Genomic DNA, 19,865 nt, shown 5'->3' with positions numbered 1-19,865 from the left:
CCGCCCCGTGAAGGAAGGAGTCGGTTTACGGCCACGGGACGACCGCCGCTCGCCGCGGCGGCCGCCGCCCCGCCTCAGGAGGCCGCGAGGTCCTTGTGGATGACCTTCGCGACGGCCTGGATGGTGTTGATGCCGTAGCTCATGGTGCTGTTGTCCTGGGTCAGCACGGTCATCTGGTAGTCGTGGCCGCCACCGGTGAACGTGCCCAGGCTGTGCACCCGCCAGCCGTGCGTGGCGCGTTGCAGCCAGCCGTTCTTGACGTGCACGGAGACGCCGGACGGGGCGCCGTACGGCGTGCCCCACCGCTGGGACGAGATGACCTGCCCCATCAGCTTCAGGATGTAAGCCCGCGAATTGTCGCTGAGCACGGTGTTCTTGGCGGTGACGAGCGCGAGCAGCTTCTGCTCGTCGTGCACGTCGATCTGGGTCAGCCCCCAGTAGTTGTTCGCGCCCGGGGTGGTCTGCGTCATCCCGGCGGCGGTCAGGAAGCCCTTGATCTTCGTCAGGCCGAGCTGCTTCCACAACGTGCTGGTCGCGGCGTTGTCCGACCGCGTGATCATGGCCTTGGCGAGCGACTGCTCGGTGGTGGTCAGATACCGGTTGTGCTTCTTCGCGTCCCACAGCAGCGTGGCGAGGACGGTCACCTTGACCGTGCTGGCCGAGTCGTAGTGCGTGGTGGAGCGCAGGGTGCAGGTCGTCTTCGTCGACCGGTCGTACAGGCCGACGGCGATCGTCCCCGTGCGGTTCGCGATGGCCGCGGTGATGTCCTTCTTCAGCTTCGTGGCCAGAGCCGCCTTGGCGGACGTGCAGCTGACGGCGGGCGCGGCGGCCGAGGCGGGCGCGGCGCCGGCCACGCCGGCTATGAGAAACCCGGTGCCGAGCGCGGTGGCGACCAGTCCTCTCCTTCGTCTGTGAGTCATGCCCGTGTTGACACACGGGTTCGCGCGAATGGTTGTACGAACGCTCCGGGCTTTAAGGAAACATGCCCAAGGACGGAGCCCATGGGAAACCGCCAGGGAGCGCGGGCAACGGCGGTGTCCGCGCCGACGGTTGCGCTGTTCGCCGCCGCCGGGCTACCCGCGTCGGCTCTCGGCGATCCGCAGCACGTCCGTCAGCGACTCCCGCATCCGGGCCACCAGGAAACGAAGTTCGGCCCTGGTCACGTGCCGCTCTTCGAGCATCGCGGCCGAGTGGTCGAGGAGCCCGGCGGCCATCCCCAACTGCACGGACTCGACGGCGTCGGCGGCCCGGGAGAGGTAGCCGTCTCCGTCGCCGACAAGGAAACAGGGCTTGCCCTCAGAGCCCGTCCAGGGGAGCAGGCGTGGAGTGGTCCTCACCGCGTACCCCTCGCGTCCTTCGCGAGCATGCCGCACGAACCCATGCCGATCCCGTACACGCCGATCGGGTCGACCGGGGGTCGGTGTCCGGTGTGGTGGACGGTCGGACCGTGCACCCGCGGGCGCCGGAACAGCGAGCGGGCGAGACGGGCGATGCGGTGACGCATGGCGGCAACTCCGTTCTGTAGTGATCTGCTCACAGAGTGGGGCGGGCGCGGCTAGCCTGACCAGGGGGTGGAGTGTGACCAGGCATTTGTCACAAGGGAGTTGGCCATGGCGAACACTTACGGTGACTGGCTCCGGCAGCAGCGGGAGACGGCCGGGCTGACGCAGCAGGAGCTGGCCGACATCGCGGTGATGACGCGTTCGCACATCGCTCACATCGAGGCCGGGCGGCGGATCCCGTCGAAGGAGGACGCGCGACGGCTGGACAAGGCTCTGAACACGGGGGATGTGCTGAGCAGTTTCCTGCCGGAGCAGGACGTGACGATTGCCGACTACTTCGGGACGGTGCGCGAACTCGAACAACAGGCGGTGATGATCCGGGAGTTCGCCCTGGCGTACTTCCCGGGCATCCTTCAGACGAAAAGGTACGCGCGTGCGGTTCTGGGCGCGGCGTTCCCTCCGGTGAGTGAGGAGGAGTGTGACAGGCGCCTTGTCACACGCTTGGAGCGCGCGAAGATCCTTGAGGATCCGGTGACTCCCGTAGTGTGGGCGGTGCTGGACGAGACAGTTCTACGGCGTCCCGTCGCCGACGGGGACATCATGGCGGAGGCGATCATGCACATCGTCGCCCTGGCGGAGACCGGACGCATCCGCGCACACGTGTTGCCATTCGGCGCCGGCCACCATCCACTGATGCAGAACATGGTCACGCTGATGTGGTTCGAAGATCAGCCGCCGGTGGCATACAGCGAGGGAGACCGGATGGGAAGGTTGCACGACTCGCCGTCCACGGTCCGCGAATTGCAGACTCGCTTCGATCTCGCGCTCAGCGATGCACTGCCACTCAAGGAGTCGCTCGCCCTCCTCAGATCCACTGCGAAGGACTATGAACGCCGTGACTGACCGAACGATTTCAAACGCCGCCATACTCACCGGCTGGCGCAAGTCGTCGCACAGCAACGCCGACGCCGGCAGCTGCCTCGAAGTCCTCGACGCCCACCCCTCCGGCGTCCCCGTCCGCGACTCCAAGCACCCCCACGGCCCCGCCGTGATCTTCGCGTCGGACGCCTGGCGTCCCTTCGTCGCGGCGGTCGGAGTCACCCTCTAGAGATCGAGGACGACCTCGCCGGCCGGTGCGGCGCAGCAGACCAGGACCGTGCCGGGGGCGGGGAGTTCGAGGGGCGGGGTGGGGTAGGTGACGTCGCCTGTCACCAGCGGGGTGACGCAGGTGTGGCAGACGCCGGTGCGGCAGGACCAGCGGGTGGGGATGTCGCAGGCCTCGGCGAGTTCGAGGAGCGAGGCGCGGGCCGGCGACCACGGGGTGGCGAGGCCGCTGCGGCTGAAGGTGACGAGGGGGCCGGTGGCCCGGGGACCGGGTGGCTGGTGCGGCCGTACCGGGGCGGTGGCGGCGATGCCGGGATTGACCGCGGCGAGCGTGCCGAACCGCTCCGTGCGGATCCGCTCGGGGCGCAGGCCGTGACCGCGCAGGTACCCGCCGAGGTCGTCCATGAAGGCGGTCGGCCCGCAGAGGTAGGCGTCGGCGTCGGCGGGGATGCCCAGGGCGGTGAGCGAGGCGGCGGTCGGGCGGCCCCGGGTGGCGTGCTCGTCGCCGGGCGGCGGGGTCTGCGCGGTGTAGTAGACGTGCTCGTGGGCGTGGGGGAGCCGGGCCAGCAGGGCGCGGGCCTCGGCCGCGAAGGCGTGGTGGGCGCGGTCGTGGGCGGTGTGGACCCACCACAGCGGACGCGGATCCCCGGTGGCGGCGAGCCGGTGGAGCATGGCGAGCACGGGAGTGACGCCGATGCCCGCCGAGGCGAGGACGACCGGACCGGTGCCCTCTTCGAGTACGAACGTCCCGCGCGGGCCGGCGACGTCCACGAGGTCCCCGGTGCGCAGCCGGGCGTGGATGTAGCCGCTGACCTTCCCGCGGGGTTCGTGCTTGACGCTGATGCGGTAGGTGCCCTCCTCGGACGGGACGGCCGAGGACAGGGAGTAGCTGCGGATCTCGCGGGCCTCGCCGTCGACGGCGAGGCGCAGGGAGAGGTACTGGCCGGGGCGGCCCTCCGGCAGGGCCGTGTCGTCGGTGGTGCCGAGGTGGATCGAGGAGACGTCGGCGGTCTCGGGGACGATACGGGCGACGCGCATCGGCCTGAAGCCCGGCGCCTCCGGCTCGGGACCGGGCGGCCCGGCGGCGGCGAGTTCGCGGAAGGACTGCTGCCAGCCGGGGCTGAGGGCGGGGACGCGCAGGGCGGTGCGCAGCTTCGCGGGGTCGCGGCCGGGCAGGTAGAGCAGCGCGTCGGTGTCGGCGACGCTGAGTTCTCCCGGGCCCCTGCGGACGAGGGTGATGCCGTCACCCGCCTGGACTCGCCCCTCGGTGATCACCCGCAGGTAGAAGCCGGGGCGGTGGTGGGCGACCAGCAGGGAGGCCATGGCGGGCTCGCCCAGGCGCATGCCGACCCGGTAGCAGGTGACCCGGGGCTGGGTCACCTCGAACTCGGCCTCGCCGATGCGGTACCGGTCGCCGATGCACACCTCGTCGTCGGGCAGGCCGTCGACGGTGAAGTTCTCCCCGAACATCCCGAAGGTCAGATCGTCGCGGCCGAGTCGCTTCCGCCAGTACTCGTAGGACTGCAGCTGGTAGACGAGCACGGCCCGGATCTCGCCGCCGTGCCCGGCCAGGTCGCCCTGACCGTCCCCCTCGACGTTCAGCCGCCGCACCATCCGGCGGCCGGGCACGGGCGACTTCCACGCGCCGGTGCGGACGGTCCTGCCCTGCCAGGACACGTCCACGGGCATTCCCACGTTGACGGACAGCAGCTTCGCCATGCGGACCTCCTGTGGTGACCGTCTCCGATGCTTCCGCACCACACGGCCGACGCAAGTCGGCCGCCCCGCGGTCCGGCCGCCTTCACGGTCCGGCTCCGCTTCGGTCCGCCGGCCCTCACGGCGCGTCGGCCCTCACGGCGCGTCGGCCCCCACGGTCCGTCCGCCCCCATGAACAGTCCGTCCTCACGGTCCGTCCGCTCCCACGGCCCGGCCCGGCCCTTCTCTTCCGTCGGCCACCCGGCTCCCCTTCCCACCGACCCTCCCGCAGGCTTCCCCTCCCGTCGGCTCCCCAGGGAATTGTTGCGGAGGGATGAAATCCGCTTCCTTTCGTGTTGTGACCTGCGGACGGGCAGGGCGAACGAAGGGCAACCGCGTGGCAGCGCAACAGGGGGAGCGGCAGCAGGACGGCTGGGCGCGCAGGCTGGCCGGGTATGCCTGGCGGCATCCCCGGGACGTCGTGCTCGCGCTCGGGTCCTCGCTGGCCGGCATGGCCGTGCTGGCCGTCGTACCGCTGATCACCAAGGTGATCATCGACGACGTGATCACTGATCACCGCCGGTCCATGGGGCCCTGGGCCGGTGCCCTGGTCGGCGCCGCGGTCCTCGTCTACGCGGCCACCTTCGTCCGCCGCTACTACGGTGGCCGGCTCGCCCTGGACGTCCAGCACGACCTGCGGACCGAGATGTACGAAACCCTGACCCGGCTCGACGGCCGGCGCCAGGACGAGCTGTCCACGGGCCAGGTGGTGGGCAGGGCCACCAGCGACCTCCAGCTGATCCAGGGACTCCTGTTCATGCTGCCGATGACCATCGGCAACGTCCTCCTCTTCCTGATCTCCCTCGCGATCATGGCCTGGCTGTCACCGCCGCTCACCCTGGTCGCCCTCGCCGTCGCCCCGGCCCTGTACTGGATCGCCAAGCGCAGCCGCAGCAAGCTCCACCCCGCCACCTGGTACGCCCAGGCCCAGGCCGCCGCCGTCGCCGGCGTGGTCGACGGCGCGGTGAGCGGTGTGCGCGTGGTGAAGGGGTTCGGGCAGGAGGAGCAGGAGACCGGGAAGCTGCGGGAGGTCGGGCGCCGGCTCTTCGCCGGGCGGCTGCGCACGATACGCCTGAACAGCAAGTTCACCCCGGCCCTCCAGGCCGTCCCGGCCCTCGGCCAGGTCGCCATGCTGGCGGTCGGCGGCTGGCTGGCCGTGCGCGGTCACATCACCCTGGGCACGTTCGTCGCCTTCTCCTCCTACCTCGCCCAGCTGGTCGGCCCGGTCCGGATGCTCGCCGTGGTCCTCACCGTCGGCCAGCAGGCCCGCGCCGGCACCGAACGCGTCCTGGAGCTGATCGACACCCGGCCCACCATGACGGAGGGCACCAAGACCCTCCCCGCCGACGCGCCCGCGACCGTCGAGTTCGACGACGTGTCGTTCGGCTACGACCGGGCCGCCGGCGGGACCAGCCCGGTCCTGAGCGGGCTCAGCTTCGAGATACGGCCGGGCGAGACCCTCGCCGTCGTCGGCTCCTCCGGCTCCGGCAAGTCCACGGTCTCCCTCCTGCTGCCCCGCTTCTACGACGTCACCCACGGCGCCGTCCTGATCGGCGGCCACGACGTCCGCGAGCTGACCCACGACTCGCTCCGGGCCGCGATCGGCCTGGTCCCGGAGGACTCGTTCCTCTTCTCCGACACGGTCCGGAACAACATCGCCTACGGCCGTCCCGACGCGACCGAGGACGAGATCCTCGCCGCCGCCCGCGCCGCCCAGGCCGACCGTTTCGTCGCCGAGCTGCCCGACGGCTACGACACCAAGGTCGGCGAACAGGGCCTGACCCTCTCCGGCGGCCAGCGCCAGCGCATCGCCCTCGCCCGAGCCCTGCTCACCGACCCCCGTCTCCTCGTCCTCGACGACGCCACCTCGGCCGTCGACGCCCGCGTGGAACACGAGATCCACGAGGCCCTCGCCCACGTGATGCGGGGCCGCACCACCCTGCTCATCGCGCACCGCCGCTCCACCCTCAACCTCGCCGACCGCATCGCCGTCCTCGACGGCGGCCGGCTCGCCGACATCGGCACCGACGAGGAGCTCCAGCAGCGCTCCGCCCTGTACCGCAGGCTCCTCACCGACCCCGACGAGCTCGGCGGCGTCTCCCCGGGGCACGCCCTCCCGGCCGTCTCGCGCGAGGACACGTCCGTCCGCGACGAACTGGACGCCGAGTTCGACGCGGAGCGCGGCGTGACCCCGCGGCTGTGGACCGGCGACCGCACGCCCCGCGACCTCGCCCTCGCCGGCACCCCGGCCACCCCCGAACTCCTCGCCCAGGTCGAGGCGTTGCCCCCGGCGACCGACACCCCCGACGTCGACGAGGCCGGCGCCGTGCGCCCCGAGGACTCCTACGGCCTGCGCCGCCTGCTGCGCGGTTTCGGGCTGCCCCTGCTGATCAGCCTCGGCCTGGTCGCCGTGGACGCCGGCATGGGCCTGCTGCTCCCGGTCCTGATCCGGCACGGCATCGACCAGGGCGTCAGCAAGATGGCGCTCGGCGCGGTCTGGGCGGCCTCGCTGCTCGGCCTGGTCGCGGTGCTCGCCCAGTGGGCGGCCCAGATCGGCGAGACGAGGATGACCGGCCGTACCGGCGAGCGCGTCCTCTACGCGCTGCGTCTGAAGATCTTCGCCCAGCTCCAGCGGCTCGGACTCGACTACTACGAGCGGGAGCTGACCGGCCGGATCATGACGAGGATGACGACGGACGTGGACGCGCTGTCCACCTTCCTCCAGACGGGCCTGGTCACCGCCTTCGTCTCCGTCGTCACCTTCTTCGGCATCATGGCCGTCCTGCTGGTGATCGACGTACAGCTCGCGCTCGTCGTCTTCACCACCCTGCCCCCGCTGATCGTCGCGACCTTCTTCTTCCGCCGGGCGAGCGTGAAGGCGTACGAACTCGCCCGTGAGCGGGTGTCGGTGGTCAACGCCGACCTCCAGGAGTCGGTGTCGGGCCTGCGGATCGTGCAGGCCTTCCGGCGCGAGAAGGACAGCAGGCGGCGCTTCACCGAGCGCAGCGAGAGCTACCGCAAGGCCCGCATCCGGGGCCAGTGGCTGATATCGGTCTACTTCCCGTTCGTCCAGCTGCTGTCGTCGGTGGCCGCGGCGAGCGTGCTGATGGCGGGCGCCCACCGGGTGGCGGCGGCGACCCTCACCACCGGCGCGCTGGTCGCCTACCTGCTCTACATCGACCTGTTCTTCGCCCCCGTCCAGCAGCTCTCCCAGGTCTTCGACGGCTACCAGCAGGCCACCGTCTCCCTCGGCCGCATCCAGGAACTCCTGCGCGAGCCGACGTCCACCAAGTCGGCGGCCAAGCCCCTGGAGGTGACCTCGCTGCACGGCGACCTGGCCTTCGAGGACGTGCACTTCGCCTACGGGGACGATGAAGAGGCGCTGGGCGGCATCGACCTGACCATCCCCGCCGGGCAGACCGTCGCCTTCGTCGGCGAGACCGGCGCCGGCAAGTCGACCCTCGTCAAGCTGGTCGCACGCTTCTACGACCCCACCGCGGGCCGGGTGACGGTCGACGGCAGGGACCTGCGCGACCTCGACCTCACCTCCTACCGGCACCGGCTCGGGGTCGTCCCGCAGGAGGCGTACCTCTTCCCGGGGACGGTCCGGGACGCCATCGCCTACGGCCGCCCGGACGCGACCGACGCCGAGGTGGAGGCGGCGGCCCGCGCGGTCGGCGCCCACGAGATGATCGCCACCCTCGACGGCGGCTACCTCCACGAGGTGGCCGAGCGGGGCCGCAACCTGTCGGCGGGCCAGCGCCAGCTGATCGCCCTCGCCCGCGCGGAACTCGTCGACCCCGACGTGCTGCTCCTCGACGAGGCGACGGCGGCCCTGGACCTGGCGACGGAGGCTCAGGTCAACATGGCCACCGACCGCCTGACGGGCCGTCGTACGACCCTCGTCGTCGCTCACCGGCTGACCACCGCCGCCCGCGCCGACCGGGTGGTGGTCATGGACCACGGCCGGGTCGCCGAGGACGGCACCCACGACGAACTGCTGGCCCGCGACGGCCGGTACGCGGAACTGTGGCGCACCTTCATCGGCCAGCCCGAGGAGCCGGAGGAGCCGGTGGGCGCGACCCGCTGACCCGTCCCCCGGGGACTCGCGTCCCTGACGGCCGTGCAACCATCCGACACATGTCGGGCGTCCGTACATCCGTACGGTGATGGTGCAGGCTGCGGTACGGGAGGGGACGACTGTGAACAGTGGTGCCATACGCCGGTGGTTCGCGCTCGGTGCGGCCGCGCTGGCCGCCTCCGGGGCGCTCGCCCTCGTGGCACCGGCCGAGGCCGAGGCCGCCACGGCCGCGAACTGCGCCGGACGCGAGGTACGGACCCTGTCCTTCGCCACCGGCACCGTGCACGTCTACCGGCAGGGCGGCTACGTCTGCGCGATCACCCTCCCCAAGACGTCCGGCGGCAGGCGGATGATGTCCGTCAGCGTCCAGGCCCGCGGCAACCGCCCGGTGGTCGACAAGGGCAGGTACAGCCACCGCGCGGGCCCGGTCACCGTCCACGCCGGACACCGCTGCGTGTGGGTGAAGGGCTCGGTGGGGCGGAGTTCGGTGAGCTCGGGGTGGATCCTCTGCTGAGGTAAGACGATCCAAACGTGCGCATACGACGAGAGGTTCGCTGGGTCCTGTGGGGACTGTGGCTTGCGTGCCCGGTGTGCTGCGTCTGGTTCTACGCGGAGGTCGTCACGCTGTTCCGGCAGGCCGAGTCATGGTGATGCGGGCAGCGGACGAGTGACGTCCGCCCGGTGACCGCGACGCCTGCGGACGCCTTGGCGCGTGGCGTTCACACACGGCGGGCGCAGCCCACCGGGTGCTCGCCGCCGAGCTGGACGTACAGGGCGGTGGCCGCCGGGCACGCGTCCCGGGAGGTCACCGCCCGCACCACCCGGTACTGCGGCTTCCGCTTCCCCGAGCCGTCGCAGGCGGTCTCCCGGACCTGGCCGTGGCCCGAGCCGTAGACGCAGTCGCCGACGATCGTGCGCGGCCCGCCGCCCCCGCCGGGGTCACCGGGGTGCGGCGGCTCCAGGTCGCGCATGCAGGCGTAGCCCCGCGCGATCGTTGCGCCGCCGTCCTCACCGCCGCCCGTGCGCTGGGTGCCGATGTGCAGCACGAAGTCGGTGGTGGCCGGGCACGGCGGCCCGTCGGCGATGGCACCGTCGTGCCGGGCGATCACCCGGGCCGCCGCCCGTTCACTCGTGCAGGGCACCTCGGTGAAGCCGGCGGTCCCGAACGAGCTGCACTCGTCGACCGCGAGGAACCGCGCGCCGTACCCGGACCGGGCCGGGCTCGCCGTCGACCGCGCGCTGCCCGTCGGCGCCCCGGAGGAGGACGTCCCCCGGCAGCCGGTCGGCAGCAGCACGACGGCCAGTGCCACCAGAACCCCCGCACAACGCCTGCTGCGCATACGACCCCCCCTTGCCAGCGTGGCCCGCGACCATGGTCCACGCCGGCCATGCGGGAGGCTTTACTCCTATTGGGGCATTACGCCCGGTTCGCTGACGTGCATCTGATGCGTCGTCTCATAGGTCAGCCCGTGGCCGATCGGATACAGCACCCGCGCCGGATCGTCCGCCCGCTGCACCGGCACCGGGAGTCTGCCGCGCGGCGCCACCCGGCCCGCGATCACCCGTGCCGCGGCCCGCACTTCGACGTCGGTCCACGAGTAGGTGGCCAAGCAGGCCTGCACGAAGGGGAGTTGGGCGACATCGTAGGGATTGCGCACCGCCACCGCCACCACCGGGCGCCCGGTGGCGACCAGTTGCTCCACCAGGTGCCGCTGTCCGCCGCCCGCCGTGACGTTGTACGTCCCGACGACCACCGCGTCCGCCGCCCGCGCCGCCGAGACCGCCTTGTCGACGGTGGCGGCGGACGGGGCCGTACCCGTCGGCAACGCGGTTGCCGTGAAGCCCAGTTCGGTGAGGGCGGCGGCGAGCACACCGGTCGGCGGGCCCGTCGTGCCGGACGGCGAGTCCGGGTCGGCGCCGACCACCAGCACCGTGCCGTGCGTGCGACGGGAGAGGGGAAGCAGCCCGCCCTCGTTGACCAGCAGGGTGGTGGTGCGTTCGGCGACCCGGTCGGCGGCGGCGAGGTGCTTCGCCGTGCCGACCACCCGGCCCACGTCCTTGGCGTTGACGTACGGCCGGTCGAGCAGCCCCAGCCGGGACTTCAGCCGCAGGATCCGCAGCACCGACTCGTCCAGCCGGGACTCGGTCAGCTCCCCGTCCTGTACGGCCTTCAGGACCGCGTTCCAGGCGATGTCCAGGGTGGGCGGGTTGAGGAGCTGGTCGGCACCGGCCTTCAGGGCGAGCACGGGCACGCGGTCGTCGCCGTACTTCGTGCGGACCCCCTCCATGCCCAGGGAGTCGGTCACCACGACCCCGTCGTAGCCGAGTTCGCCGCGCAGGATGCCGGTGAGGACGGGGTGGGAGAGGGTGGCCGGGTCGCCGGAGGCGTCCAGGGCCGGGAACTGGATGTGCGCCGTCATGATCGAGTCGATGCCGGCCGCGATCGCCGCCCGGAACGGGACCGCGTCCAGCTTCTCCCACAGCTCCCGGCTGTGCGTGATCACCGGGAAGCCGGTGTGGCTGTCGACGGCGGTGTCGCCGTGCCCCGGGAAGTGCTTGGCGGTGGCCGCGACCCCTGCTTCCTGGTACCCCCGCGCCTCGGCGGCGACCAGCGTCCCGACCGCGTCCGGAGCGGCCCCGAAGGACCGTACGCCGATGATCGGGTTGGCCGGGTTCACGTTGACGTCGGCGTCGGGGGAGTAGTCCTGCCGGACGCCCATCGCCCGCAGTTCCGCACCGGAGAGGCGGCCTAGGGTGCGGGCGTCGGCCGGGGAGCCGCCCGCACCCATGGCCATGGCGCCCGGGAAGAGGGTGGCGGGCTTGCCGATCCGGCAGACCGCGCCGTGCTCCTGGTCGGTGGCGATGAGCACGGGCAGACCGCGCGGCAGCGCCAGCGAGGCCCGCTGGATCCCGTTCGACAGCTCGGCGATCTGCCGGGGATCGCGGGTGTTGTGCGCCCAGGTGAAGTAGATGATCCCGCCGACCCGGTACTTCCCGACCAGCTCGGCGGCGGTGCGGACGCCGATCTCCTTGAGGTTGGCGTCGATGTCGGCCTGGCCGGGGTCGGTGGCGGAGTCCCCGTAGACCCGCATCACGAACAGCTGCCCGACCTTCTCTTCCGGCGTCATCCGCGCGATGAGCGCACGGAGCCTGTCGTCGTGGGGGTTCCCGGTGCGGGAGTTCTCGTCGTAGGCGCCGAGGGCGTTCGCACCGGTGCCGACGGCCAGTTGCGCGGTGACACCCGCGGTCGCGGCGAGGACGGTACGTCTGGAGGGCACGTGCGCTCCTTCCGGTGGGAAACCGGCTGAAGGAAACTTCCGTGTGGTCATACGTATGCGGGAGGTTTCTTTCCGTCAAGGCAATGCACGTTAACGGGAAAGGGGCCGCCATCGGCGCATTTCCGTCATCCGGGAAGAGGGAGCTGAAAGCTGCGTCAGGGACAGCGCCCCTGAAAGGGGCGCGGGAAACTGTGCGCCAAGCCCCCACCGGCCATGACGCGTCGGACAACCTGTTCCACCCCGTGGACAGACATTCCCCGACCCTTCAGAAACCGGAGATCATCGGTCCATGCCCGCTGTCGCCATCCCCGGTTCCAAGTCCGTCACCGCCCGCGCCCTCTTCCTCGCGGCCGCCGCCGACGGAGTCACCACCCTCGTCCGCCCGCTCCGCTCTGACGACACCGAGGGCTTCGCCGAGGGCCTGGCCCGGCTCGGCTACCGGGTCGGCCGCACCCCCGACACCTGGCAGGTGGACGGCCGCCCGCAGGGCCCCGCGCTGCCCGCGGCCGAGGTCTACTGCCGGGACGGCGCCACCACCGCCCGCTTCCTGCCCACGCTCGCCGCGGCCGGCCACGGCAGCTACCGCTTCGACGCCTCCGAGCAGATGCGCCGCCGCCCGCTCGGCCCGCTCACCCGCGCCCTGCGCGATCTCGGTGTGGACCTGCGCCACGAGGAGGCGGAGGGGCACCATCCGCTGCGCATCGAGGCGGCCGGGGTCGAGGGCGGTGAGGTGACGCTCGACGCCGGGCAGTCCTCGCAGTACCTCACCGCCCTGCTGCTGCTCGGCCCGCTCACCCGCAAGGGCCTGCGGATCCGGGTGACGGACCTGGTGTCGGCGCCGTACGTGGAGATCACGATCGCGATGATGCGGGCGTTCGGGGCGGAGGTGGCGCGGGAGGGCGACGTCTTCGTCGTCCCGTCCGGCGGCTACCGGGCCACCACCTACGCCGTCGAGCCCGACGCCTCCACCGCCAGTTACTTCTTCGCCGCGGCGGCCGTGACGGGCCGTGAGGTCACCGTCCCCGGGCTCGGACAGGGCGCGCTCCAGGGCGACCTGGGCTTCGTGGACGTGCTGCGGCGGATGGGCGCGGAGGTGGAGGTCGCCGCGGACCGTACGACCGTGCGGGGCAGCGGCCGGCTCCGCGGCCTCACCGTCGCCATGCGGGACATCTCCGACACCATGCCCACCCTCGCGGCCATCGCCCCCTTCGCCGACGGCCCTGTCCGCATCGAGGACGTGGCCAACACCCGCGTGAAGGAATGCGACCGGCTCGACGCCTGCGCGGAGAACCTGCGCCGGCTGGGCATCGAGGCCGCCACGGGCGAGGACTGGATCGAGATCCGCCCCGGCACCCCCGCCCCGGCCGAGATCAAGACCTACGGCGACCACCGCGTCGTCATGTCCTTCGCGGTCACCGGCCTGCGCACGCCCGGGATCTCCTTCGACGACCCGGGGTGCGTGAAGAAGACCTTCCCGGGCTTCCACGAGGCGTTCGGCGCGCTGGCCGCGGGGTGGGGGATCCCGGTCAGGCCGACTCGGTGAGTCACGCCGACTCGGTGAGTCACGCCGACTCGGTGAGCAGCCGGGTCAGGTGTTCCCGGCCCGCTGTGAGCAGGTCGGGCAGCGGGGCGGCGGACTCGTACCAGCGCTTCTCGTACTCCCAGCACAGCCAGCCGTCCCAGCCGTGCCGGGAGAGGACCTCCACGCAGTCGGAGAGGGGGAGGACGCCGGCGCCGAGCGGGAGCGGGGTGGTGTCGTCGGCCGACGCGATGTCCTTGACCTGGACGTAGCCGAGGTGCGGGGCGAGGGCGGCATAGGTCTCGGCGGGCTGTTCGCCGCCCAGCCAGGTGTGCATGACGTCCCAGAGCGCGCCGACCATGCGGTGGCCGACCGGGCCGAGGACGCGGATCGCGGCGGCGCCGGTGCGGTGCGAGTCGTGGGTCTCCAGCAGGATCCGGACGCCGAGCGCGGCGGCGTCCTCGGCGACCGTGCCGAGCCGCCGGGCGGCGATCGCGTCGGACTCGGCGGCGGGCAGGGACGGGTCGGCGCCGGGGAGGACGCGGACGTAGGAGGCGCCGATGTCGTGGGCGAGCTGGAGGAGCCCGCGCATCTCGTCGATGACCGGGGCGTCCGCGCCGGGCGCCGCGACCCGCGCGTACCCGGCGACGCCCAGGACCTCCACTCCGGTCGCCTTGAACTCTGCGGCCACATCGGATCGCGCGGCCGGGCCGAGGCCGGGATGCACGGGTTCTTCCGGGTGGGCGCGCAGTTCGACGCCGTGGTAGCCGTGGGCGGTGGCGAGGGCCAGCACCTCCGGTAGCGGCAGGCCGGGCACCCCGAGGGTGGAGAAGGCGAACTTCATGCTCACCAACCTACTTCTCACTTACCGGTCGCGTGCAGGTCCAGCCGCCAGTCCTGGCCGACCAGGTCCTTGCCGAAGGAGCGGTGCGGTCTCTCCGCGGTGAGGACGAAACCGTGCCGCTGGTAGACGCGGCGGGCGGCGGACAGCACGTCGTTGGTCCACAGCACCAGGTCGCGGTAGCCGACCCCGCGTGCGAACTCGGTCACGGCGGTGACCAGACGGTCGCCGATGCCGAGGCCGCGGGCCTCCGGCTCGACGAGCAGCAGCCGCAGCCGCGCGGTGCCCGGGGCGTCGTCCCGTACGCACATCACGCAGCCCACCGGCCGCCCGCCCCACTCGGCGATCCAGGTCCGCTCCAGGTGCGGGTCGTGGTCCTCGGCGTAGTCGGCGACGATCCGGGCGACCAGGCCCTCGTAGTCGGTGTTCCAGCCGTACTCGGCCGCGTACAGGGCGGCGTTGCGCTGCACGATCCAGCCCAGGTCACCGGGGTGCGGCTCGCGCAGCACGACCTCGCCGGGCCCGGCCGGGGCGTGCCCGTCGCCGAGGATCGTGCGGATGGTGCGCATGGCCTCGGCGAGCCGGGGCCGCTCGCCGGGGTCGACGGCGCCCAGCAGCGAGCCGACCGATTCCCGGGCCCGCTCGTCCAGCTGCTCGGCGGCGGCCCGGCCGCCCGCGGTCAGGGACACGCGCCGCCGCCGCGGGTCCTTCTCCGAGGGCGCGCGCTCGATCAGCCCGGCCTCTTCGAACTTGTTGAGGATCCGGCTCAGGTACCCGGCGTCCAGCGCGAGATCGGACCGCAGGTCGGCCGCGTCGGTGTCCGCGGAGTGCGCCAGCTCGTACAGCACGCGGGCCTCGGTGAGGGTGTACGGGGCGTAGAGGTGGCGGCCGTAGTCGAGGGCGCCGATGAGGTTGGTGTAGAAGCGGTTGAAGGCACGGACTTCCTGGACGGTCATGGCTGGACCCCGATGGTTGACTGAGTCAGAGATACCGTGTCTCCGAGGCTACCCGCCGCCCCGCCCGGCCGGAAGGTGCCGGCCCGAACGGCGGCCCCGCAGGCTTTACTTGTTCTTTTTGCCTGGCCCTGGTCCTGCTTTTGACTTCGTCGCCCCACCGCCGTAGGTTTATACACGAACGTCACTTATGTCCGTTTCAACCAGGACGTGACGTGGTCCGCCGGAGAATCCGAACGGTGCGGAGAAAGCCCGGCATCGCGGGCGGCGGACGCGCTCAGAGCTGCGCGCAGGCTCTGGAGCGCACGCAGGGCGGTCGCCCCCCTGACGCGGCGGCCGTCGTCACACAACCACACCCTCTGAGAGGGGCTGAAAACATGCGCGCGCACAGCACACGTATGAAGAGGGTCGTCATCGCTGCGATCTCGGCACCCATCCTGGCGCTCGCCGCGGGAGCCGGAGTCGCCAGCGCGGCCACCAACTCCGCGCCGGCCCACGTCGCGACCATTCAGGATAACGGCGGTGGCGGCGGCCACGGCGGTGGCGGCGGCCATGGCGGCGGCGGCTACGGCGGCGGCGGTCACGGTGGTGGCGGCTACGGCGGTGGCGGTCACGGCGGCTACGGCGGCGGCGGCTACGGCGGCGGTCACGGTGGTTACGGCGGTCACGGCGGTTATGGCGACCACGGCGGCTATGGCGGCTATGGCGGCTACGGCGGTTATGGCGGCCACGGCCACGGCGGCCACGGCGGCCACGGCGGCTACGGCGGCTACTGGGACGACGACTACAGCTGGGACTAGCCAGGTCGCGGCGTTTGACGTCCCCTGACAGCAAAGGTGGGTCCGGGTGCCCGTTCTTCGGGCACCCGGACCCGTCTGTCGAAAGACCTCTGCGCCAAGACCCCCGCGGGCCCGGGTGTCGCGGCCGTGGCGGCGGTGACCGGATGCGGACCGTCCGTGTGGACGCAGGCCCGGCCCCACCGCACTTCCCGATCCCGGCGAAACCGCGGGGCGGCTGACCGGCCCACCTGTTCCCCCCTGCCCACCGCCCGCCCCCGCGGGACGGTCATGGTGAGAGGCGGCCCGGGACCGAGAGGCGGCCCCGGGCCGCGAGGGCGACGGCCGGCCGGAACCGGGAACGGCGCTGATGACGGGGTGTCCGGGGGCACCTGAGCCGCGCCCCCCGGCGCCGTGTCCGTCGTGTCCGGTGGTCGGTCAGGTGCGCGGCACGCCCGAGGACCCCCGCACCATCAGCTCCCCCCGCACCGTCGCGATCCCGCCCGGCGGCGGCTCCTCGCGGCCCATGGCGATACGGCCGGCCCGGGCCCCCGCCTCGGCCAGCGGCAGCCGCACCGTCGTCAGCGACGGCACCGCGTCGATGCTGAACGGCAGGTCGTCGAAGCCGGCCACCGACACGTCCGCCGGGATCCGCAGCCCGGACTCCCGCAGCGCCGCGCACGCGCCGAGCGCCACCGAGTCGTTCGCGGCCACCACCGCCGTCAGCGTCGGATCCCTGCGCAGCAGTTCGAGCGTCGCCTCGTACCCCGCCCGGCGGTCGTACCGCCCGTGCACGGTCCAGCGCGGGTCCTCCTCGATCCCCGCGTCGGCCAGCGCGGCCCGGTGGCCCTCCAGCCGGTGCCGGGTGGTCGTCCGCTCCTCGGGGCCGGCGATGTAGCCCAGCCGCCGGTGGCCGAGCCCGATCAGGTGCTCGGTCAGCTGCTTGCCGCCGCCGCGGTTGTCGAAGGTCAGCGCCACCGCGTCGGTGTCCGGCGCCGGCGGCCGCCCGCACAGCACCACCCGGGTCCCGGCGTCCGCCAGTTTCCGCAGCTTCGCCGCCACCGCCGCCGCGTGCGGCGCGTTCTCCATCGCCCCGCCGGTCAGGATCACCGCCGCCGCCCGCTGCCGCTGTAGCAGGGTCAGGTACGTCAGCTCCCGCTCCGGCGACCCGCCGGTGTTGCACACCACCGCCAGCCGCTCGCCGCCCGCGCGCCCGCCCGGGCCGCCGATCTCGGCCTGGATCGCGCTCGCCATGATCCCGAAGAACGGGTCGGCGATGTCGTTGACCAGGATGCCGACCAGGTCGGAGGTGGCCGCCGCGAGCGCGCTCGCCGGCCCGTTGAGGACGTAGTCCAGCTCGTCCACCGCCCGCAGCACCCGTTCCCGCGTGGACGCCGCCACCGGGTAGTTTCCGTTCAGTACGCGCGACACCGTCGCGGGCGAGACCTGGGCGCGGGCCGCCACGTCCGCCAGGGTCACCGTCATCTCGTCGTCCTCCGGTCGCGCATCTCGTCGTCCGCCGTCCTACACAGGTTCATCGACAGCCGGCTCACAGAAAGCCCCCTTGCCGTGCAGACCATAAGGCCACTCACTCCTGTTGTTCGTCCCCTCGAACAAGTCGCTCCCGCCACGGTCTTGTACAGACCAGGGTTCAAAGGCTAGCTTCTGACCATATAGAAAGCGCTTGCTGCGTTGCTGAGGCGCACGCGGACGAAGGGAATCACGTGAACCGCAAGACGGTGCGTATCGCCATGAACGGCGTCACCGGGCGTATGGGCTACCGCCAGCACCTCGTCCGCTCGATCCTCGCCCTGCGTGAGCAGGGCGGACTCGACCTCGGTGACGGCACGGTGCTCTGGCCGGAACCGGTCCTCGTCGGCCGCCGCGAACACGCGCTCCGCGAGATCGCCGACCGGCACGGCCTGTCCGGCGAGCACATCGCCACTGACCTGGCGGCCGTGCTCGCCGACCCCACCATCGACATCTACTTCGACGCCCAGGTCACCTCCGCCCGCGAGGAGGCCATCAAGCAGGCCGTCGCGGCCGGAAAGCACATCTACACCGAGAAGCCGACGGCCACCGGCCTGGACGGCGCCCTGGAGCTGGCCCGGCTCGCGCACGCCAAGGGCGTCAAGTCCGGCGTCGTCCAGGACAAGATCTTCCTGCCCGGCCTGCTGAAGCTGAAGCGGCTCATCGACGGCGGCTTCTTCGGCCGGATCCTGTCGGTCCGCGGCGAGTTCGGCTACTGGGTCTTCGAGGGCGACTGGCAGCCCGCCCAGCGCCCCTCCTGGAACTACCGCGCGGAGGACGGCGGCGGCATCGTCGTCGACATGTTCCCGCACTGGGAGTACGTCCTGCACGAGCTGTTCGGCCGCGTGCAGTCCGTCCAGGCCCTCACCGCCACCCACATCCCGCAGCGCTGGGACGAGAACGGCAAGCCCTACGACGCGACGGCGGACGACGCCGCGTACGGCATCTTCGAGCTCGACGGCGGTGCCGTCGCCCAGATCAACTCCTCCTGGACGGTCCGCGTCAACCGCGACGAACTGGTCGAGTTCCAGGTGGACGGCACCGAAGGCTCAGCGGTCGCCGGCCTGCGCAACTGCCGCGTCCAGCACCGCAGCGCGACCCCCAAGCCGGTCTGGAACCCGGACATCCCCGCCACCTACGCCTTCCGCGAGCAGTGGCAGGAGATCCCCGACAACACCGAGTTCGACAACGGCTTCAAGGCCCAGTGGGAGCTGTTCCTCAAGCACGTCTACGCCGACGCCCCCTACCACTGGGACCTGCTGGCCGGCGCCCGCGGCGTGCAGCTCGCCGAGCTGGGCCTGAAGTCCTCGGCACAGGGCCGCCGCATCGAGGTCCCGGAGATCGCGCTGTGACCATCAGACTGCCCGATTCCGAAGGGGGCCTGCGGGCGTACGAGCCGCGCACCGAGCCGCTCGCCCTCACCCCCGGCACCCCCTTCACCTCCCGTACGGTCTTCTCGGCGGCGCACGTCGTCGCCGACCCGTTCGCGGACACGAACCCCGACTCGCCGGCCGCCGTCGACTGGGACGCCACCCTCGCCTTCCGCCGCCACCTGTGGTCGCACGGCCTGGGCGTCGCCGAGGCGATGGACACCGCCCAGCGCGGCATGGGCCTGGACTGGGCGGGCGCCGCCGAACTGATCCGGCGCAGCGCCGCCGAGGCGCGTGCCGTGGGCGGCCGGATCGCCTGCGGGGTGGGCACCGACCAGATCGCGGGCGGTTCCCCCGCCGAGGTCCGGGCCGCGTACGAGGAGCAGCTCGCGCTCGTCGAGGAGTCCGGCGCCCAGGCCATCCTGATGGCCTCCCGGGCGCTCGCCGCCACGGCCGCCGGCCCCGAGGACTACCTCGACGTCTACGGCCACCTCCTGCGCCAGGCCGCCGAGCCGGTGGTCCTGCACTGGCTCGGCCCGATGTTCGACCCGGCGCTGGAGGGCTACTGGGGCTCGTCCGACCTGGACGCGGCCACCGACACCTTCCTGGAGGTCATCGCCGCCCACCCCGACAAGGTCGACGGCATCAAGGTCTCCCTGCTCGACGCACAGCGCGAGATCGACCTGCGCCGGCGCCTGCCGGAGGGCGTCCGCTGCTACACCGGCGACGACTTCAACTACCCCGAGCTGATCGCGGGCGACGAGCAGGGCTTCAGCCACGCCCTGCTCGGCATCTTCGACCCGCTGGGGCCGCTGGCGGCACAGGCGGTCCGGGTCCTGGACACCGGGGACACGGCGGGCTTCCGCGGCCTCCTGGACCCCACCGTGGAGCTCTCCCGGCACCTCTTCCAGGCCCCCACCCGCTTCTACAAGACCGGCGTGGTCTTCCTGGCCTGGCTGGCCGGCCACCAGTCCCACTTCACCATGGTCGGCGGCCTGCAGTCGGCCCGCTCCCTGCGGCACTTCGCGCGCGCCTACGAACTCGCGGACGGCCTGGGCCTGTTCCCGGACCCGAAGCTGGCCGAGGACCGTATGAAGACCCTCCTCGCCCTGTACGGAGTCAACCAGTGACCGGCGACCTGTCCCGCTTCTCCATC

Annotated in this window: 17 protein-coding genes; 8 read left to right on the top strand and 9 right to left on the bottom strand. The window is 72.2% G+C overall.

Features of this window, described 5'->3' with window-relative positions:
* Positions 1–74: 74 nt before the first annotated feature.
* The 3 genes from AB0P24_RS03480 to AB0P24_RS03470 all read right to left on the bottom strand — a co-directional run bounded on the left by AB0P24_RS03480 (position 75) and on the right by AB0P24_RS03470 (position 1,504).
* Positions 75–920 (bottom strand): serine hydrolase, encoded by an 846-nt coding sequence (locus AB0P24_RS03480; RefSeq protein WP_365790504.1) that lies wholly within the window; start codon positions 918–920, stop codon positions 75–77.
* A 153-nt stretch (positions 921–1,073) separates the two neighbouring features.
* Positions 1,074–1,337, bottom strand: coding sequence for a hypothetical protein (locus AB0P24_RS03475; RefSeq protein WP_365790503.1), 264 nt, complete (start codon positions 1,335–1,337; stop codon positions 1,074–1,076).
* Positions 1,334–1,504, bottom strand: coding sequence for a hypothetical protein (locus AB0P24_RS03470; protein ID WP_365790502.1), 171 nt, complete (start codon positions 1,502–1,504; stop codon positions 1,334–1,336). Before AB0P24_RS03470 ends, AB0P24_RS03475 begins: the two co-directional genes overlap by 4 nt.
* Positions 1,505–1,610: 106 nt before the next feature.
* On the opposite strand from AB0P24_RS03470, the gene AB0P24_RS03465 reads away from it, so the two are divergent.
* Together AB0P24_RS03465 and AB0P24_RS03460 are read left to right on the top strand one after the other, a co-directional pair.
* Positions 1,611–2,405: a helix-turn-helix transcriptional regulator gene (locus AB0P24_RS03465; protein ID WP_365790501.1), complete on the top strand. Its 795-nt coding sequence runs from the start codon at positions 1,611–1,613 to the stop codon at positions 2,403–2,405.
* Entirely contained in the window at positions 2,398–2,610 is a 213-nt protein-coding gene (locus AB0P24_RS03460; protein ID WP_365790500.1) for a DUF397 domain-containing protein, read from the top strand. Before AB0P24_RS03465 ends, AB0P24_RS03460 begins: the two co-directional genes overlap by 8 nt.
* Here AB0P24_RS03460 and AB0P24_RS03455 read toward each other — a convergent pair.
* The gene (locus AB0P24_RS03455) at positions 2,607–4,325 is read right to left on the bottom strand and encodes an MOSC and FAD-binding oxidoreductase domain-containing protein (protein ID WP_365790499.1); all 1,719 of its coding nucleotides are present in this window, start codon (positions 4,323–4,325) and stop codon (positions 2,607–2,609) included. The genes AB0P24_RS03460 and AB0P24_RS03455 overlap by 4 nt on opposite strands.
* Positions 4,326–4,698: 373 nt before the next feature.
* Between AB0P24_RS03455 and AB0P24_RS03450 the strand changes: the two genes are divergently transcribed.
* The gene (locus AB0P24_RS03450; RefSeq protein ID WP_365790498.1) at positions 4,699–8,451 is read left to right on the top strand and encodes an ABC transporter ATP-binding protein; all 3,753 of its coding nucleotides are present in this window, start codon (positions 4,699–4,701) and stop codon (positions 8,449–8,451) included.
* A 112-nt stretch (positions 8,452–8,563) separates the two neighbouring features.
* Entirely contained in the window at positions 8,564–8,956 is a 393-nt protein-coding gene (locus AB0P24_RS03445) for a hypothetical protein (protein WP_365790497.1), read from the top strand.
* A gap of 205 nt (positions 8,957–9,161) precedes the next feature.
* Here the strand turns inward: AB0P24_RS03445 and AB0P24_RS03440 are convergent, their stop codons facing one another.
* A complete protein-coding gene (locus AB0P24_RS03440) occupies positions 9,162–9,782 on the bottom strand; it encodes a hypothetical protein (RefSeq protein ID WP_365790496.1) in 621 nt (206 codons plus the stop codon).
* A 66-nt stretch (positions 9,783–9,848) separates the two neighbouring features.
* The gene (locus tag AB0P24_RS03435; protein WP_365790495.1) at positions 9,849–11,720 is read right to left on the bottom strand and encodes a glycoside hydrolase family 3 protein; all 1,872 of its coding nucleotides are present in this window, start codon (positions 11,718–11,720) and stop codon (positions 9,849–9,851) included.
* Between the two features lie 289 nt (positions 11,721–12,009).
* Between AB0P24_RS03435 and aroA the strand changes: the two genes are divergently transcribed.
* Complete coding sequence (aroA, locus tag AB0P24_RS03430; RefSeq protein ID WP_365790494.1) at positions 12,010–13,263, top strand: 3-phosphoshikimate 1-carboxyvinyltransferase; 1,254 nt, start codon at positions 12,010–12,012, stop codon at positions 13,261–13,263.
* A gap of 19 nt (positions 13,264–13,282) precedes the next feature.
* Here aroA and AB0P24_RS03425 read toward each other — a convergent pair whose 3' ends face one another.
* Together AB0P24_RS03425 and AB0P24_RS03420 are read right to left on the bottom strand one after the other, a co-directional pair.
* Positions 13,283–14,083 carry a sugar phosphate isomerase/epimerase family protein gene (locus tag AB0P24_RS03425; protein ID WP_365790493.1) on the bottom strand — a complete coding sequence of 267 codons (801 nt, stop codon included), beginning with the start codon at positions 14,081–14,083 and terminating at the stop codon, positions 13,283–13,285.
* A gap of 17 nt (positions 14,084–14,100) precedes the next feature.
* On the bottom strand, positions 14,101–15,036 hold the full coding sequence (locus AB0P24_RS03420; protein WP_365790492.1) for a helix-turn-helix domain-containing GNAT family N-acetyltransferase: 936 nt from the start codon (positions 15,034–15,036) through the stop codon (positions 14,101–14,103).
* A gap of 395 nt (positions 15,037–15,431) precedes the next feature.
* On the opposite strand from AB0P24_RS03420, the gene AB0P24_RS03415 reads away from it, so the two are divergent.
* Positions 15,432–15,833 carry a hypothetical protein gene (locus AB0P24_RS03415; RefSeq protein ID WP_365790491.1) on the top strand — a complete coding sequence of 134 codons (402 nt, stop codon included), beginning with the start codon at positions 15,432–15,434 and terminating at the stop codon, positions 15,831–15,833.
* Positions 15,834–16,247: 414 nt separating this feature from the next.
* Here the strand turns inward: AB0P24_RS03415 and AB0P24_RS03410 are convergent, their stop codons facing one another.
* Complete coding sequence (locus AB0P24_RS03410; RefSeq protein WP_365790490.1) at positions 16,248–17,294, bottom strand: LacI family DNA-binding transcriptional regulator; 1,047 nt, start codon at positions 17,292–17,294, stop codon at positions 16,248–16,250.
* Positions 17,295–17,533: 239 nt separating this feature from the next.
* Between AB0P24_RS03410 and AB0P24_RS03405 the strand changes: the two genes are divergently transcribed.
* Positions 17,534–18,691, top strand: coding sequence for a Gfo/Idh/MocA family oxidoreductase (locus tag AB0P24_RS03405; RefSeq protein WP_365790489.1), 1,158 nt, complete (start codon positions 17,534–17,536; stop codon positions 18,689–18,691).
* A complete protein-coding gene (locus AB0P24_RS03400; RefSeq protein WP_365790488.1) occupies positions 18,688–19,839 on the top strand; it encodes a dihydrodipicolinate synthase family protein in 1,152 nt (383 codons plus the stop codon). Before AB0P24_RS03405 ends, AB0P24_RS03400 begins: the two co-directional genes overlap by 4 nt.
* Positions 19,840–19,865: the final 26 nt, after the last annotated feature.

Source organism: Streptomyces sp. NPDC086519, assembly GCF_040686075.1.
Classification (GTDB): domain Bacteria; phylum Actinomycetota; class Actinomycetes; order Streptomycetales; family Streptomycetaceae; genus Streptomyces; species Streptomyces shenzhenensis.
The sequence above is the reverse complement of the archived record's forward strand: the minus strand, read 5'-3'. Positions and strand labels throughout refer to the sequence as shown.